Here is a 16,686-nt window from a genome sequence, read left to right as displayed (position 1 = left end):
CGATGGCCGTCACCCTGCGGGGCTTTCCAGCCTCGGGGTGTTGGCCGGCCGTGAACAGCGTGAGGATCTGGGAGAAGAGCTACGCGCTGCGCCGACGGCTGCTGCGTGGCTTCTTCCTGCGTCGCGGTTCTGCCAGCGAAGACGCCGAGGACCTGGCGCAGGAGGTATACCTGCGGCTGCTGCGGGCCACCGGCGAGAATGCCGCAGCGATCGAGAACCCGGAGGCCTACCTGTTCACGGTCGCGGCCAACCTGGCACGCGAGCACGCGCGCGCGCGTTTGTCGCTGCCGCCGCTGGAAGACGTGGATCAGCTGGCCGAAGTGCTGAAAAGCGAAGAAGACATCGAGGGTGAGTTCGAGCGCGCGCAGCGCTGGAACGATATCCGCATCACCATCGCACGTCTGCCGGCGACCACGCGACGGGTGATGGAGCTGCATTACCGCGACGGGCTGGACTGCCCGGCAGTCAGCCAGCAGTTGCAGGTGTCGGTGCACATGGTGCGCAAGCACATCGGCAAGGGGCTGGAGGCCTGCAGGAAGGCGCTGGGCGCCAGGGAGCACGCATGAACCGGAACGCATCGCCCATGGCCGACGACACGCTCGCCTGCGAGGCAATGGACTGGTTCCTGCGCAATCGCGAGGGAGTGCTGGACGAGGCCGAGCGGGTTGCGTTCCTGGACTGGATGAAGCGCTCGCCGGAGCACGTGCGCGCCTACATGCACGCCCTTGCGTTGCACCGGCAGGTGGGCGAGGCGCTGCAATCGCCGTTGCCTGACGACGCGGCGGTTCCACCGCGGCAGGTCGCCGCCAAGGTGGTACCGCTGTTCGGTAGCGTGCACGCGCCGCCGCGCGCTGTGCCGCGTCGCGGTCGTGCGCGCTGGTGGGTGGCGGCTGCCGCAGCCTGTATCACCCTGCTCGGCGTGGGCCTGGTTCCGCAGGTGATGCCCACCGAGCAGCTTTACAGTGCCGGACAGGGTGAACTTCGCGACCTGGTGCTGCCCGACCAGACCTTGGTGCGGCTCAACGCGGACAGCCGCCTGCGGGTACGCATGGGCTGGTTCAGCCGCAAGGTGGAGCTGCTGCAGGGTGAGGCAACGTTCGACATCGCCCGCGACCGCCGTCCGTTCGAGGTGGCGGTGAACGGCCTGGAGATCCGCGACATCGGCACGGTGTTCGATGTGTCGCGACGGCTGCAGAGCACGCGCATCGGCGTGGTCTCCGGTGAGGTGGAGGTATGGAGCCGGGGTGCGGACGCCCGGCGTCTTGCGCAACTGCGCGAAGGCCGGGTGGTGCAGGTCGACGCGCGCAGCCATGCGGTCGAGTCATTGGACCTGCCATTGTCGATGCTGCTGGATTGGCAGCAGCGCAAGGTGTCCTTCCTGGATGAGCGGCTGGACGAGGTGGCCGCTGCCTTCAACCGGCACAACCAGGTGCAGGTACGCGTGCTGGACGAGGGTGCGGCATCGGCACGGTTGTCCGGCAGCCTCGATGCGCATCGCATCGGTGCGCTGCAGGCCTTCCTCGAACGTGACCCGCGCTTCGTGGTGAGCCGCGAGGGCGACACAGTGCGGGTTGGCAGCCGCTGAGGCCGAGGTGGCCGTGGACTGTCAGAAAAAATTCATTGAATCCGCGTTCTCCACTTTGGTGGATGCGGGCTCTTACTTGGGAGAAGCCGCTGCCGATCCGCGCAGCGGCGCCTGCTGCCTTCTCTCTTCCAAGGACCCGTGATGCGCAACACGCTCTACCTGTCGATCATCCTCGCCCTGTCTCCCGGCAGCATGCCATTGGCCTTCGCCGCCGCCGCCGATGGCCTGGAGGCGCGTGTGTCCACGCCGATCGCGGCACAGCCGTTGGCGCGTGCACTGGAGCAGTTGTCACGCAGTTCCGGGGTGCAGTTCCTGTACTCGGCCGATGGCGATGCCCGCATGGCCGGTGCGGTGCCGCGCGGTGCCACCGTCAGGCAGGCGCTGGATGCACTGCTGGCCGGTACCGGCCTGGGCTACACCGTGGTGGATGGCAATGTCATCGCCATCGATCCGGCACCGGTACGCAACGCGCCGAACCCCGGCGCACCGAAGCCGCGCGAGGCCGAGGCGGTGGTGGCGCCGACCCTGGACACGGTGAAGGTGATTGCCGCGCACGAGGTGATCGACCAGAAGAAGACCTCACCGGTGATCAAGGATTCGGTGGTCTACGACGAAATGGACAGCTACGGCGACGAGACCCTGGCCGAGAGCCTGATGGCCGCTCCAGGCCTGAGTGCGGTGGAGGATGCCGGCGAGCCACGTTACGTGACGGTGCGCGGCGTACAGGCCAACCTCAACTACACCACCATCGATGGCATCGCGATTGCCAGCGTGGGTGGCAGTGGCTCCGGCGAACGCATGAACAACCTGCAGCTGATTCCCAGCGACATCGGCACCCGTACCGACATCTACAAGAGCTTCAGTGCGGAGCAGGCACCGGATGCGATCGGCGGCGTGATCGACATCATCAGCCGCAGTGCCTTCGACCGGTCCGGCAAGTACGTGTTTGCCGACGTGGCAGGTATCTATTCCACGGCCGAGACCAACGTCGAGCGCAGCGCTGGCGGCAACCACGAAACCCTGGGCCACTTCGGCAAGAGCGCCAAGATGGTGTTCTCCAACCAGTTCGGCGCCGGGCAGGAGTTTGGCATCGTCGCGGTGGCACGCTATGAGCAGCGTTCGCGCAACAGCGTCAAGCGCTGGGTGGAGTCGAACTACTACTACAACGACGCCGGCAAGTACCTCACCGACGGCACCACCGGGCCGGATGAGGCCAAGGGCTGGAACGGGCTGCGTGCGCCCGGCAATTTCAGCACCGGCACCTACACCAACTTCATCACCAACTTCGGCGGCTCGGCCAAGCTGGAATGGAAGCCGTCGGACGATCCGTTCTACGCATCGCTGCTGCTGTATTCGTACCGGTTCTACGAGAACTCGACGATGAACAAGACGGATCTGTACGGAAACGCCAAGTTTCCGGTCCGCAACCAGACCGAAGACAGCGGCACCACCCAGATCAACAGTATCTACATCAAGAACCGCCACGACCGCTGGGACCGCAGCAACCGTGGCGTCATCGCCAGCTTCAACTGGGACATCGGCGACCGTTCGCGGCTGACCCTGCGCGGTGGCCATACCGAAGAGACCTTCCACAACAGCCAGGTCTACTGGGGGGTACGCGCCTACCCGAGCAACCTGTTCGTCGACTACGAGAACGACAGCCACGGTTTCCCCAACGCGGTGGCCGTTTCCGATTCCAGCCTGCTGACCAGTTCCGCATTCAAGCTCAATCCGGCGCAGGCCTACGTCTCCCCGCGCGATGCCAAGGAGAGCATCGACAACCTGCGCGCCGACTTCAGCTACAACATCGACGCCGATGCGAGAGGTTTCGGCCTCGCCGCAGGCGCCGAGTACCGCCACCTGAAGATCTGGCAGGACATCGACTTCGACTATTTCAAGAGCAGTGCCACGCTCAACGACTACCTGTATCCGGGTTCGACGCTGCTGGGCAGCGTGCCGGGCTTCCCGCTGATCGACAACCGCAAGTGGAACGAGCAACTGCTGCCGAAACTGGGCAACAACAATGCGGCGTATCCGAATGCCAACTTCACCAGTGACTACAAGTACGTGGAGGACATCACCAATGCGTACGTGTCCGCGCACTACGCCTGGGACCGGCTGCTGCTGATCGGTGGCCTGCGCCATGACCACACCCGCTTCGATGCCTACAGCCCGTTCAGCAATGATGGCGGCACCACCTATACCTCCGCCTTCCGCAACACGAGCGGTGGCTACAACAACCTGTTGCCCTCGTTGAATGCGACGTTCAAGCTGAGCGAGGACCAGCGCCTGCGCTTCTCCGCCAGCCGCACGCTGGGCCGGCCGACGCCGAGCAACATTGCCCAGGCCACCAGCACCAGCTGTGGCGATGACGAGGAGGGCAGGGGCTTCTGCACCATCAAGCAGGGCAATGCGAACCTGCAGCCGCGCCGTTCCACCAACATCGACCTTGCATGGGACCTGTACTTCAACGGCAACAACGGCCTGGTCTCGGTGGCGTTGTTCGACAAGGTAATCAAGGACGACATCTACACCCTGACCACCTTCGAGAACGTGGGCGATACCCGTTACCGGGTGACCCAACCGATGAACACCGATGAGTCCAGGCTGCGCGGCGTCGAGTTCGCGGTGGCCAACCGCAACCTGCAATGGGGCCGCCAGCGCTTCGACATGTACTTCAACGCCACGCGGCTGGAAGGCAGGACCAACTACCGCATCACCGATGGCACCGAGCGACGCCTGGACCGGCTGCTGTACCAGCCGGACTGGTCGCTCAATGGTTCGGTGATCTGGCGCATGCCGTGGAAGAACTCGCAACTGCGCCTGTCCGGAACCTACCGCAGCCGGATGCTGGTCGACTTCGGCGATACCCAGTGGCTGGACTCGTACTACGACCCGTACATGACCTTCAACATGGCCTTCAGCCACAAGGTCAGCAGGCACGTGACGCTGAAGTACGAAGCCAAGAACCTGTTCAACACCCAGCCGACCTACAGCACCGGCCCGAACGGGCGCTTCCGTACCGAGATCGACGACTACGGCCGCTTCTTCTACTTCCACATCATCTACAACTGAGGGCACAGCCGTGGAGACGATCAATCGCAGGCGATTCCTGGCCCTGGCCGGCCTGTCCGCTGCCGGCGCCTGGATGGGCACGGCACGCGCGCTGGCCGCGCAGGCCGATGCCACCACGCTGAACCCGCGCAACCTGCTGGCCAAGCCGCGCTTTGCCAGCACGCCCTTCACCCTGGGCGTTGCCTCGGGTGATCCCACGGCCGACGGCATGGTGCTGTGGACGCGGCTGGCGACCGAGCCGCTGGTGTTCGGCGGTGGCATGCCGACCCGGCCGATGGTGGTCGAATGGCAGCTGGCGGCGGACGAAGGCATGCGCAAGGTGGTACGCCAGGGTTCGGCGCTCGCGCATCCCGAACTCGGCCACGCGGTGCACGTGGAACTGGAAGGATTGGCGCCCGGACGGCCCTACTGGTACCGCTTTACCGTGGGTGGCCACGTCAGTGCAGTCGGTTGTACCCGCACGCTGCCGGCAGCCGCGGCAGCGGTGGATCGCGTGCGCTTTGTGGTGGCCGGCTGCCAGCACTACGAAGAAGGCCACTACACCGCGTGGCGGCGCATCGCCGAGGAGCCGCTGGATTTCGTCTTCCACTACGGTGATTACATCTACGAAGGTGAAAGCCAGCCTGGCCTGCGGAAGATGAACGGCCAGCCGTTCATCAACCTGCGCAACCACGTCGGCCCGCAGACCTACACGCTGGATGATTACCGCCGCCGCTACGCCCAGTACAAGAGCGATGCCGACCTGCAGGCCGCGCATGCGTCGGCACCGTGGTTCGTCACTTTCGATGACCATGAAGTGGACAACAACTGGGCCGGCGCCGAAGACCAGGACGATACGCCCAGCGAAGTGTTCCTGCTGCGGCGCGCACAGGCGTTCCAGGCCTACTACGAGAACATGCCGCTGCGCCGTTCGGCATTCCCGCGCGATGGCCACATGCAGCTGTACCGGCGCGCACGCTACGGAACGCTGATGGACCTGCACCTGCTCGACACACGCCAGTACCGCAGCAAGCAGGTGAACATGGCGCTGCGTGAGGACGTGGAATCGCCGGAGCGCAGCATCGTCGGTGCGAAGCAGGAGCGCTGGCTGTTCGATGGCCTGGCTGATGCCGCACCGCGTTGGCACACCATCGCCCACCAGGTTGCGCTGGGCAACTACATGCGCGAGAAGGACGGCGTGGTGCAGTCGTCCGATGACCAATGGTCGGGTTACCTGGACAGCCGTCGGCGCCTGCTCGACCACATCCAGAAGGTCGGCTTCGGCAACGTGGTGACCGCCTGTGGCGACGCGCACCGGCATTACGCCAGCGACCTGGTGCAGGACCATCGTGATTCGGGCGTGGTCTCCAGCGAGTTCCTTGCCACTTCGATCACTTCGGGGGCCGATGGCCAGGGCGTGGACGCTTACGCCCGCAACCAGCTTGCGCACAGCCCCAATCTGAAGGCGACCACCGACAAGCGTGGCTATGTGCTGTGCGATGTCACCCGTGATGCGTGGATCGGCGACATGAAGACGCTGGATACGGTGATGCGACCGAACGGTACCGTGCAGAACTGGAAGCGCTACGCGGTGGAGCACGGCCGGCCGGGGCTGCAGGAGGCCTGAATCTAGCGGTCTGCGCTGTAGAGCCGAGCCCACGCTCGGCTGCTTCTTTCGGGGCAATGCGACCGGGGCTAAAGCTGCCGAGCATGGGCTCGGCACTACAGGGATTCTTCAATCGTGCTCGAACCGCAGCGGTTCGGTGCCCATCGCCGGGTCACTGGTGCCGGGGCGACCATCCTCGGCGCGGCCGGCCAAACGCAGCACACTCCCACCCGCGCTGATGCGCAGGTCATACCAGCCGGCGGTAGGCGTTGCATCCCACGCCAATGAAGTCTGCGCATGTGCGGGCAGCGCCAATGTCTGTTCGGGCATGTGTCCTGCATAGGCGCCGCCATGCACGCGCACCTGCTGTGCACTGTCACCCAGATTGCGCAGGTGCAGCCGCAGCTGGCCATCCGCGCGATCAATTGAAGCCTGCACGGCAGGAGCCTTGGCCGCACCCTGGAAGTGGCGGTGGAAGCCGTTCGGACCGAGCAGCCACAGGTCATAGCGGCCCTGGGCGTCCAGCGGCCAACGCTCGCGCAGCGGCATGCCCGGCAGCAGCGTGTAACGGCGCGGCACCGCCTCCAGCCGCAGCCGATCGTAGACATGCAGCACTGCCGCTGCGCCCTCGCAGGACAACGCCAGGTCAACGCCCGCGACGTCGACCGCAGCAATCGATGCCTGCGGTCGATAGGGAAGGGCACGCGCCGGGCGTACACCGCTTTCCTGTTTCGCTGGCTTCAGCCCCTCTGGCAGCGCGGGCACGGTGCGCCCCGGCAAAGCAGCGGCGCGTGCGGCCACCGCGCTCACGTCGGGCAGGCCGCGGACGAACGGGCGGGTATCGCGCTGGGCAAAGTCGAACGCAGTGCTGAGGTCGCCGCAGACCGCGCGGCGCCACGGCGAGATGTCCGGCGCGGACACACCAAAGCGGCGTTCGATCAGTCGAATGACCGAGGTGTGGTCGTACACCTGCGAATCGACCCAGCCACCGCGGCTCCAGGGCGAGATCACGTACAGCGGCACGCGCGGGCCCAGTCCATACGGTCGGCCGCGCAGTTCGGCGAAGTCGTACTTCTCATCTCCCGGTGCCGGATGGCGGTGGTACTCGCCTTCAGTGCTGACCGAGGACGCACCCGCCCAGCCACCGTCCACCGGCGAAGGCGGTGCCGGTGGTGGCATGTGGTCGAAGAAACCGTCGTTCTCGTCGAACATCAGCAGCAGGGCGGTGCGGCTCCACACCTGCGGATCGGCGGTCAGTGCATCCAGCACGCGTGCGGTATAGGCCGCGCCCTGGGCCGGGCTGGAGGGGCCGGGATGCTCGCTGCCGGCCGCGTCGGCGATGATGAAGCTGACCTGCGGCAGGCGTCCGTCGATGACGTCCTGGCGCAGCTGCGCCAGGCCACGCGTGCTGACCCCGCGTGCGCGCAGCTGCGGGTCATGCCCCGGCGCAGCGCGGTAGGCCTGGCGGAACGCCTCGAAGCCGGCCAGCGGGTTGTCGGTGAAGTTGTCGGCCATGTCCTGGTAGATCTGCCAGGATACCCCCGCCTTCTGCAGGCGTTCGACATAGCTGGCCCAGCGGTACGACGCAGGATGCCCGCCGTGCTCGGGGAAGTTGTCGTGCGAGTTGGCGATCACCGGGCCGCCGGCGCGGGCGGCAGCATCGTTGTGGCCGGTCCACAGGAACACCCGGTTCGGGTTGGTTCCGGCCTGCATCGCGCAGTGGTAGGCGTCGCAGATGGTGAAGGCATCGGCCAGGGCGAACTGGAAGGGCAGGTCGCTGCGCTGGAAGTAGCCCATCGAGTGGTTCTGCTTGGCTTTCGGCCATTGCCCCATGCGTCCGTGGTCCCAGGCCCGCTGTGCATCCGGCCAGGTGTGCGGCGTGCCTTCCACGCGCATGTAGCCGAAGTGCGCGGCGGTATCCAGCGGGAACGGCGCGATCGCGCGCTTGCCGCTGGCATCGGGCTGCAGCCACAGGCTGCGCGCGCGGGCGCCGGCCTGCAGTGCCTGCGCCGGAGCGACGAAGCGATCGCCGAAACCCCGCACACCCGGCAGCGTGCCGAAGTAGTGGTCGAACGAACGGTTCTCCTGCATGAACACCACGATGTGCTGCAGGTCTTCCAGGCTGCGGGTTTGCGCGGCGGGGGCGATCGCGGCGGCCCGGGCGATGCTGGGCAGCAGCGGGGAAAGGCCGGCGGCAACGCCGGCCTGCAACAACCGGCGTCGGCCGATATCGGTCACGGGCTCACTCACAGGTCCACACGGAAGGAGATGCCGACAGTGCGCGGAGCGCCGATGAAGGCGTTGTCGCGGCCGTCCACCCCCGCAAGATACCGCTTGTCGGTGAGGTTGCTCACCACCAGGTTGGCACCCATGCCCTTCAGGCGCGGCGACAGGCCCTGCAGGTCGAAGCCGATGTTCGCGTTGAACACGGTGGCCGAGGGCAGCTTGTTGACGTTGGCGGCGTCGAGGTAGCGGGTGCCCAGGTAACGGCCGGACAGGCCGAAGTTCCAGTTCTCGCCCTGCCAGTCCGCCGAGAGTACGAGGGTCTGTTCGGGTTGGCCGATCACCTTGGCGCCGTCGACGATGCCCAGCTGGGTATCACGCGCGGCATCACCGCTGCCCAGGTACTTGGAGCGGTTGTAGGTGTAGGCGGCGTTGAGACGCCAGCCGTTGTCCCAGCCATAGCCGAACGCCGCTTCCAGGCCGTTGCTTTCCACGCCGCCGAAGTTCTCGTAGACGCCGTCGGTCTCGCCCAGGTAGTCGATGCCGCTGACGAAGCCGGCCGGCAGGTAGACGATGCGGTTGTCGAACTTGATGTTGTACAGCGTGACCGAGGCGGTCAGGGGCCAGCGGCTGATGCGCATGCCCACTTCAATGTTGTCAGCGGTCTCCGGCTCGACGTTGCGGAAGCGCTGCGGGTCGGTCTCGCCGAGCACGCCGGAAGGAATCGCGGCGAAGTTCTGCGAGAAGCCGGCGAACAGCTCCATGCCTTCCACGCCCGGCGCCCAGGTGAAGCCGGTGGACAGCAGCGGGTCGGACCTGGAATCGGATGTGACGTGCTCGCTGGCACCGATCACGCGGCGGCGCGACTGGTCGACGAAGAACTGCTTCACGCCCAGACGTGCGCTGAACGGCCCGAACCGCGCCACGTCCTCGACGTAGTACATCTGTTCGTCGACCTTGTACTTGTCCTCGAACTGTACCCAGTACGGCTGGTGGTCGAAGGCGATGTCCTGGCCGACGTTGAGCAGGCGATGCCAGTCGCGGCGTGCCGAACGGTCCAGCTTCTCCACCCACAGGCCGCCGCGGATCGTGTTGTCGACTGCGCCGAAAGTCTGGCGCCATTCGACGTCGGCGGTAACGCCCATGCGGTCGTTGTCGTAGTGGGTGTGGCGATACGACTGCGCGCCCAGCACGTTGCCGGCGTAGCAGTTCGGATCGTACTCGGCGGTGAAGCCCAGGCGCGGGCTGCAGCTGGCCAGGCGCTGCGCGGCACTGCCATCGGGATTGACGAAGAAAATCTGGCCACGGTTGCTGCCGCCGTACACGGTCTTGCCACCGAGGTATTCCGACTCCGGGCGACCGGCTCCGTCATCGCTGACCTGCGCCAGATACGGTGGCAGCCAGTCGCCGCGGCCTTGCATGCGGTGCCCGTAGGCGGCCACCGAGGCCTTGAAGCCGTTGCCACCGTCGAAGGCCGCGCGCAGGTAGCCGAAGGTGTTCTCGCGCAGCGCACGCGAGCCGGAACGGTAGTTCTGGTCCAGGTAGGGAATGCCGGTGAGGGTACCGACCAGGTTGTCGCGATCCGGATTGGTCGCGAAGCCCTTCGGTGAGACGCTGGTGTACTCCGGCTCGTCCGCATCGTTGTAGGACAGGTAGCCGGTCAGGGTCCAGCGATCCAGTTCGGTGATGAACTTGCCGGCGATGTGGTCATTGCTGGTCTTGCCGCTGCCATCGATCCAGTCATGCACGCGCGCCGACGAGGCACTGACCCAGGCGCGGGTGTGGCCGCCGAGCAGGCCGGTGTCATAGCGCACGTAGTACTTGCGTGCCTCGTTGTCACCGGCGCCGACCACGAAGCGCAGGCGGCTGTCCTGCAGCGGATCGCTGGTGAGGAAGTTGAGGGTGCCGCCCAGGGCCTCGTTCGAGCGCGAGGAGATATCGGCGGTGCCCTGGCTGACTTCCACCGTTTCCAGGTCGAGGGTGTCGATGTAGCGGTTGGCCAGCGAGCCGCCGCCGTAACCCGAGCCACCATTGGGCAGGCCGTCGATGGTGGTGCCGATCTGCTGGGTATCACGGTTGGTGACGAAGCCACGCATGCTGATCTGCGTGCCCCACACCGACGAGCCGGTGGCATCGGCCTCGCTGACCACCACGCCGGGCACTTCGTTGAGCGCGTCGTTGACGCTGCTCATCACGGTCTGCCGGTTCAGCGTTTCCGCACGCACGGAAGTCTTGGCATAGCTGGTGGCCTGACCGATCACCTGCACCTGGTCGAGGGTGCGGGCCTCACTGCTGCGCGCATCAGCGGCATCGCCCTGCGGTGCTTCGGCCAGGGCGTCCAGTGCGGGAGCGATCAGCAGGGCAAGCAGCGAGACACGGGGAAAGCGCGCAGACGTTCGCATCGAGACCGGACCTTCAGAGGAGGGAAGCCCCGGAGTGTCGGCAGCGCCAATGACATCGGCATGACGTGGCGATGCAGGAATCGTGTTGTGCGACGGCCGGCACCCGCCGCCTGCTTCAGTACCGTGCGTCCTTGGGCTTCGGGTCACGCGGCCAGTCCTTGCCCTTGTTGGCGAAGTCCGGCCGCGGCTGGTTGATGAAATAGCCGGCGATGTCCACCGCATCCTGGTCCGGCATCACCTGCTGCCCCAGCGGCGGTGCGCGGGTCACTGCCGGTGGCATGTTGTGCTTGATGAAACCGGCCGCCTTGTACAGGCGCGCCATGCCGGCACCGATGTTGAAGCTGTGGTCGCCCCACAGCGGCGGGAAGGCGATGTCACCGCTGGCATCGCGTCGGCCTTCGCCGTTGTCGCCATGGCAGGCGGCGCACTGCACGGCATACAGCGCCTGGCCGCGGACCGGGTCCGGAGTCAGCGTGCTGTCGATGGGGCCCTCACTGGGCGCGGCCACTGTTGCACCCTCTGGCACCGGGCTGCTCAGCCACGCCATGTAGTCGAGCATCGCGCGCATCTGCGGTGCGTCCTTCGGCAGCGGCTTGCCGTTCATCGAGCGCTGCAGGCAGCCATTGATGCGCTCGGTCAGCCCGATCACCTTGCCCGGGCGCGGCATGTAGCGCGGATAGGCACCGCCGCCGGTATTGAAGTAGTGGTTGCCGAACGGTCGCTTGCCCTCGGCCATGTGGCACGAATTGCAGTTCAGATCGTTGCCGACGTTGTCCGGAAGCAGGCGCGCGGTCTCGCTGAGGATGCGCCGGCCGAGCATCACCGATTCGGCATTGCCCAGTCCGGCGATCTCCTCGGCACTGGGCGCGTGGTAGTGGGCGACCAACTTGCCCTGTGCATCGAGGATATCGACCGTACTGGCTACGGCGGCATCCAGGCCCGGGTGCAGGTGACGATAGGCGAGGGTGCCCGCACCGGCCAGCAGCACCACGGTGATCGCACTACCGAGCAGCAGGCGGGAACGTTTGCGCGAACGCTTCATCGTGCGGCCTCCTGCGGAACGAAGTGCACCGGCTTGTCACGCACCACCCGGCGCATGCGTGCCACCTCGACCTCGCTCACCGCGCTGGCCTGGTTGCCCCAGCTGCTGCGGATGAAGGTCAGGATCTGTGCCAGCTGCGCGTTCGGCAACTGCTCGAAGCCGGGCATGGTGAAGGCCATGCGGTCGTGCGGGGTGTGCGGGGTGCGACCCCCGATCAGGGTCACCTGCACCAGCGAACTGGGATCGTCGGCGAACACGATCGAGTTGCCTGCCAGGGCAGGATAGACGCGTGGCATGCCGCGCCCGTCGGCACGGTGGCAGGCCTGGCAGTGCTCGGCATAGGCCAGCGAACCGGCCACGCGATAGTCGCCACTACGCAGCGCGGCGGTGGTGGTGTCGGTACCAGGCGACCACTGCGCACTGCGTCCCTCACGCGCCGGCAGCTGCTTCAGGTAGCGCGCCATGGCCAGCAGGTCAGCGTCGGACAGGTACTGCGTGCTGTGCTCGACCACGTCGGCCATGCCACCGAAGGCTGCCGATCGATCGGTGCGCCCGGTGCGCAGGAAGTCGACGATCTCGCCCTCGCTCCAGCTGGCCAGGCCGGTCGATTCATTGCGCAGGTTCTTCGCATACCAGCCTTCCAGCACCGAGCCGGACAGGAACTGGCGGCTGCCATCGTCGGCCATCGCCTTCTCCTGGAACGCCAGCCCACGTGGTGTATGACAGGCGCCGCAGTGGGCCAGGCCCTCAACCAGCTCAGCGCCACGCTGCTGGCCCACATCCAGCGACGGATCCGGGTTGAAGCTGCGCGGGCGCGCGAACAGCAGCTGCCACCATGCCAAAGGCCAGCGCATGTTGGCCGGCCATGGAATCGTGCTGTCGGCGTTGCTTTGCTTCACCGGCTGCACCGAGCCCATGAAATAGGCATACAGCGCCTTGATCTCGGCATCGCTGGCGATCACGTACGAGGCATACGGCATCGCCGGATACAGCGGCTGGCCGTCGTGGCGGATGCCGCGGCGGACCGCGCGTTCGAAATCGGCGTAGTCGTAGGCACCAATGCCGGAGTCCGGATCGGGGGTGATGTTGGTCGAATAGATCGTGCCCATCGGCGTCTGCATGCCCAGGCCACCGGCGAACGGCTTGCCGCCCGGCGCGGTGTGGCAGGCCGCGCAGTCGGCGGCACGTGACAGGTAGCGCCCCTGCGCGATCAGCGCCGGATCGTGGATGTCGACCTGCGCGGTCTGTCGCGGTGCGAACCAGTAGGGCGTGCTGCGGGCGATGCCGTAGGCGGCGGCCACCGTGGCGGCCAGGGCAATGGCGAGCTTGAACGAGATGCGCATGGCGGCACTGTGGGCACTCCCGGGCGCGCGTTCATTGATCCGGATCAATGACTGAACGGATACAGCTTTTACACCAAACTGAATCGTTCCTGCGTTGTCATCAAGCCGTCATCCGTGCGCGATAGATGGCCGGTCTATTGGGCGTTACCGTCCCAATCTGTCTGATTCATCCCTATGACGTGATATGAAGCGCCTGCTGCTGTTGTTGCTGGCGTGCGCCGGCCTGTGGCTGGCTGCATGCTCATCCTCGATCAACGCCTCGTCCACCTCACTCGCCGATCAGCTGATCGCGCCGGGTGGCGTGTCGACCCTGCTCGATCGTCCGCGCATCGCCGCGGCCATCGCCGAACTGCCCAACCGCCATGGCTTCGCGGCGGGCCGCGATGGCGTGCCGATCTTCTGGCGCGTATTCGATCCGGGCGACTACGGCGCGCGTTACCGCTACCTGCCGCAGCGCCACGAGAACGGCCTGCCGCTGGATACCGGCCTGAGCCTGGCCGTGCCGCAGCCGTTCCGCGCGCAGGCGCCGCGCGGCACCGTGGTGCTGCTGCATGGGTGGATGATGAACGGTGATTCGATGCTGCCATGGTCGCTGCAGCTGGCCGAATCCGGCTACCGCGTGGTCACGCTCGACCTGCGCAACCATGGCCAGTCCGGCACCGGCCCGTCCGGCTATGGCACCTATGAGTCGGATGACGTGGTCGATGTGATCGGCGAGCTGCGCGCGCGCGGCGAAGTGACCGGGCCCCTGTACCTGTTCGGTGTGTCCTATGGTGCGGCCACGGCGGTGTTCACCGCCGACAAGCTGGGTGACCAGGTCGAAGGCGTGGTGGCGATGGAATCGTTCGCCAATGCCGGCGTGGCGATCCGCACCATGATCCCGCACCTGATGGGGCTGCAGCCGGAAGGCCTGAAGGCGCAGGCGGTGGCGTCGTACGCGCGCTGGCGCTACGGCGGCCAGGACATCAACCAGGTGATCGCCGCCGCCAGCCGCCGCATCGACGTCGATCTGGACCGCGTGGACGTCGCGCGTGCGTTGGCCGATACCCGCGCCTGCGTGCTGTTGCTGCACGGGCAGGGCGACCAGCACATTCCGGTCAGCCAGGGCCGCGAACTGGCCCAGGCCAACCCGCGCGCGCACTACATCGAAATGCGCGGCGAGGACCACATCACCCTGCCGCTGCGGCTGGACCTGCTGGCGGGCGTGGTCGATGACTGGATGGCGCGCGACGAGCACCATCCGCAGAGCGCGTGCCCGGCACCGCAGCTGCCGGCCCAGGCTGAGTGGCTGGCGCGCAGCTGAGAAAAAGGGGACGGAGGGGATTAAGTCGTTTCCAGGCCAGGTGTGCGGGAAACGACTTAATCCCCTCCGTCCCCTTTTTCTGTCAGGCCACGCGTCGTGCCAGTGCGCGGGCAGACGCCGCGACGCCGAGCAGCAGCGCGGCCACGCACAGGAAGGCGAAACCGAGGCTGGTGGCATGCGCCAGTGCGCCGATCGCTGCCGGACCGGCGAGGATGCCGGCGTAACCCAGTGTGGTCACCGCGGTGATGGCGATGCTCTCCGGCATCACCCGCTGCTGGCCCGCCATCGAGAACAGCGCCGGCACGATGTTGGCGCAGCCCAGCCCGACCAGTACGTAGCCGGCCAACGCCACCGGGAACGAGGGCACCAGCGTGGCCAGGGTGAAGCCCGCCGCAGCGGTGATGCCGCCGATGACCAGCGTGCGGGTCCGGCCGAGGCGCTCGACGATGCCGTCGCCGAACAGGCGCATCGCGGTCATCGCCAGGGTGAACAACGCAAAGCCGGCCCCGGCCTGGTCGCGCGGTACCTGCCGCACTTCCGCCAGGAACACCGCACTCCAGTCCAGCATTGAGCCCTCGGCAAGGAACACCACGAAGGCCAGCACGCCGATGAACAGGACCACGCCGTGCGGCAGCGCCAATAGCGGGCCTTCGTGCAGGATCCGTTGCGGACGCCAGTGCGGTGCCGACAGCACGGCAACCAGCAGCAGCGCGGCCACCGAAAGCAGCGCGGCCAGCCACAGCGGCGTGCCGAGGATCAGCAGCCCGGTCATGCAGCCGGCGCCGACGAATCCACCGATGCTGTAGAAGGCGTGGAAGCCGGACATCATCGCGCGTCCGGCGTCGCGCTCGACCGCCACGGCCTGCATGTTCATCGCGCAATCCAATGCACCGACGCCGGCGCCGAACACGAACAGCGCTGCGCCCAGCGCCACGGGCGAGGGTGCCAGCACCAGCAAGGGCAGGGCGCCCAGCATCATCGCGCAGGTGATCACCATCACCCGACGGCATCCCAGCCGTCCGGTCAGCGCACCTGCCAGTGGCATCGCCAGCAGCGAGCCGAGCCCGAGGCACAGCAGCACGGCGCCGAGGCTGGCGTCGGACAGCCCGGCCTTGGCCTTGGCGTAGGGGACCATCGGTGCCCACGCGGCGGTGGCGAATCCGGGAATGAAGAAGGCGGCGCGGGTGGCGTGCTGCTGGGCACGTGGGGATGAAGGCGTCATGCTTGATGCGAAGCTCCGGGAGAGCTCCATGAAATCGTTATCAGGCCAGGTCGGCAAGTGCCATGCATGACATCAAACGACGCATACGATTGCAGTGACCCGATTGCGTCACCAGCGATTAACGCCACGCACGGACAGTGGCTGCACAGTCGGCATTCCGCCGGCCGCTGCCGGAGACCTGTACATGAGCACGACACCGACCATCCTCCTTGTCCATGGATTCTGGGGCGGGGCCGCACATTGGGCCAAGGTGATCCTGGAACTGCATCGCAACGGCCACGACCGTGTGCAGGCGGTGGAACTGCCGCTTACCTCGCTGGCCGACGACGCAGAACGCACCCGGAAAATGATCCGGCAGATCGACGGGCCGGTGCTGCTGGTCGGCCACTCCTACGGCGGCGCGGTGATCAGCCAGGCCGGTAGCGAGCCCAACGTGAAGGGCCTGGTCTACATCGCTGCCTTCGCGCCTGATGCCGGCGAGAGCCCCGGTGGGATCACCCAGCAGCACCTGCCGGAGGCAGCGCCGAACCTGGCACCGGACAGCGATGGCTACCTGTGGCTGCGTGCGGACAGGTTCCATGAGAGCTTCTGCCAGGACCTGAGCGCCGACGAGGGCCGGGTGATGGCGGTGACCCAGAAGGCGCCGTTGGCGAGCACCTTCGGTGATGCGGTCAGCGATCCGGCCTGGAAGCACAAGCCGAGCTGGTACCAGCTGTCCCGCCAGGACCGCATGATCGCGCCGGACAACCAGAAGGCCATGGCCACGCGCATCCAGCCCAAGCGATTGCTGGAGCTGGATGCCAGCCATGCCTCGCTGGCCTCGCAGCCGAAGGAAGTGACCGCGCTGATCCTGGAGGCCTGTGCCGCCATCGGCGGCTGAGCCCGCGCGGCGCGTCGCGCCGCACG

11 protein-coding genes are annotated in these 16,686 nt (G+C 66.7%); 6 read left to right on the top strand and 5 right to left on the bottom strand.

Going from position 1 to position 16,686, the window contains the following annotated elements; genetic code table 11:
• Positions 1-50: 50 nt before the first annotated feature.
• The 4 genes from AC5QAB_RS14390 to AC5QAB_RS14375 all read left to right on the top strand — a co-directional run bounded on the left by AC5QAB_RS14390 (position 51) and on the right by AC5QAB_RS14375 (position 6,266).
• Positions 51-566, top strand: a complete 516-nt coding sequence (locus AC5QAB_RS14390; protein ID WP_129407560.1) for an RNA polymerase sigma factor — start codon at positions 51-53, stop codon at positions 564-566.
• Positions 563-1,585, top strand: a complete 1,023-nt coding sequence (locus AC5QAB_RS14385) for a FecR family protein (RefSeq protein WP_241884376.1) — start codon at positions 563-565, stop codon at positions 1,583-1,585. The genes AC5QAB_RS14390 and AC5QAB_RS14385 overlap by 4 nt, the downstream gene beginning before the upstream one ends.
• Positions 1,586-1,726: 141 nt before the next feature.
• Positions 1,727-4,660 (top strand): TonB-dependent receptor, encoded by a 2,934-nt coding sequence (locus AC5QAB_RS14380; RefSeq protein WP_495233465.1) that lies wholly within the window; start codon positions 1,727-1,729, stop codon positions 4,658-4,660.
• 10 nt (positions 4,661-4,670) lie between these two features.
• Positions 4,671-6,266: an alkaline phosphatase D family protein gene (locus AC5QAB_RS14375; RefSeq protein ID WP_495233464.1), complete on the top strand. Its 1,596-nt coding sequence runs from the start codon at positions 4,671-4,673 to the stop codon at positions 6,264-6,266.
• Between the two features lie 108 nt (positions 6,267-6,374).
• On the opposite strand, the gene AC5QAB_RS14370 is transcribed toward AC5QAB_RS14375, so the two are convergent.
• From AC5QAB_RS14370 to AC5QAB_RS14355, 4 genes are all read right to left on the bottom strand, one after another.
• Positions 6,375-8,483: a phosphocholine-specific phospholipase C gene (locus AC5QAB_RS14370; RefSeq protein ID WP_069117229.1), complete on the bottom strand. Its 2,109-nt coding sequence runs from the start codon at positions 8,481-8,483 to the stop codon at positions 6,375-6,377.
• An 8-nt stretch (positions 8,484-8,491) separates the two neighbouring features.
• Entirely contained in the window at positions 8,492-10,870 is a 2,379-nt protein-coding gene (locus tag AC5QAB_RS14365; RefSeq protein WP_329857549.1) for a TonB-dependent receptor domain-containing protein, read from the bottom strand.
• Positions 10,871-10,985: 115 nt separating this feature from the next.
• The gene (locus AC5QAB_RS14360; RefSeq protein WP_495233463.1) at positions 10,986-11,912 is read right to left on the bottom strand and encodes a c-type cytochrome; all 927 of its coding nucleotides are present in this window, start codon (positions 11,910-11,912) and stop codon (positions 10,986-10,988) included.
• Positions 11,909-13,255 (bottom strand): c-type cytochrome, encoded by a 1,347-nt coding sequence (locus tag AC5QAB_RS14355; protein ID WP_014646732.1) that lies wholly within the window; start codon positions 13,253-13,255, stop codon positions 11,909-11,911. Before AC5QAB_RS14355 ends, AC5QAB_RS14360 begins: the two co-directional genes overlap by 4 nt.
• 184 nt (positions 13,256-13,439) lie before the next feature.
• Here AC5QAB_RS14355 and AC5QAB_RS14350 point away from each other — a divergent pair, with 184 nt between their 5' ends.
• Positions 13,440-14,558: an alpha/beta fold hydrolase gene (locus AC5QAB_RS14350; protein ID WP_014646733.1), complete on the top strand. Its 1,119-nt coding sequence runs from the start codon at positions 13,440-13,442 to the stop codon at positions 14,556-14,558.
• Between the two features lie 82 nt (positions 14,559-14,640).
• On the opposite strand, the gene AC5QAB_RS14345 is transcribed toward AC5QAB_RS14350, so the two are convergent.
• On the bottom strand, positions 14,641-15,780 hold the full coding sequence (locus tag AC5QAB_RS14345; protein WP_032957729.1) for an MFS transporter: 1,140 nt from the start codon (positions 15,778-15,780) through the stop codon (positions 14,641-14,643).
• A gap of 184 nt (positions 15,781-15,964) precedes the next feature.
• On the opposite strand from AC5QAB_RS14345, the gene AC5QAB_RS14340 reads away from it, so the two are divergent.
• Entirely contained in the window at positions 15,965-16,660 is a 696-nt protein-coding gene (locus AC5QAB_RS14340) for an alpha/beta hydrolase (protein ID WP_032957727.1), read from the top strand.
• Positions 16,661-16,686 lie beyond the last annotated feature (26 nt).

This window comes from Stenotrophomonas sp. YJH_SMC_127 (assembly GCF_059372445.1).
This window is presented reverse-complemented; position numbering and strand designations above follow the sequence as displayed.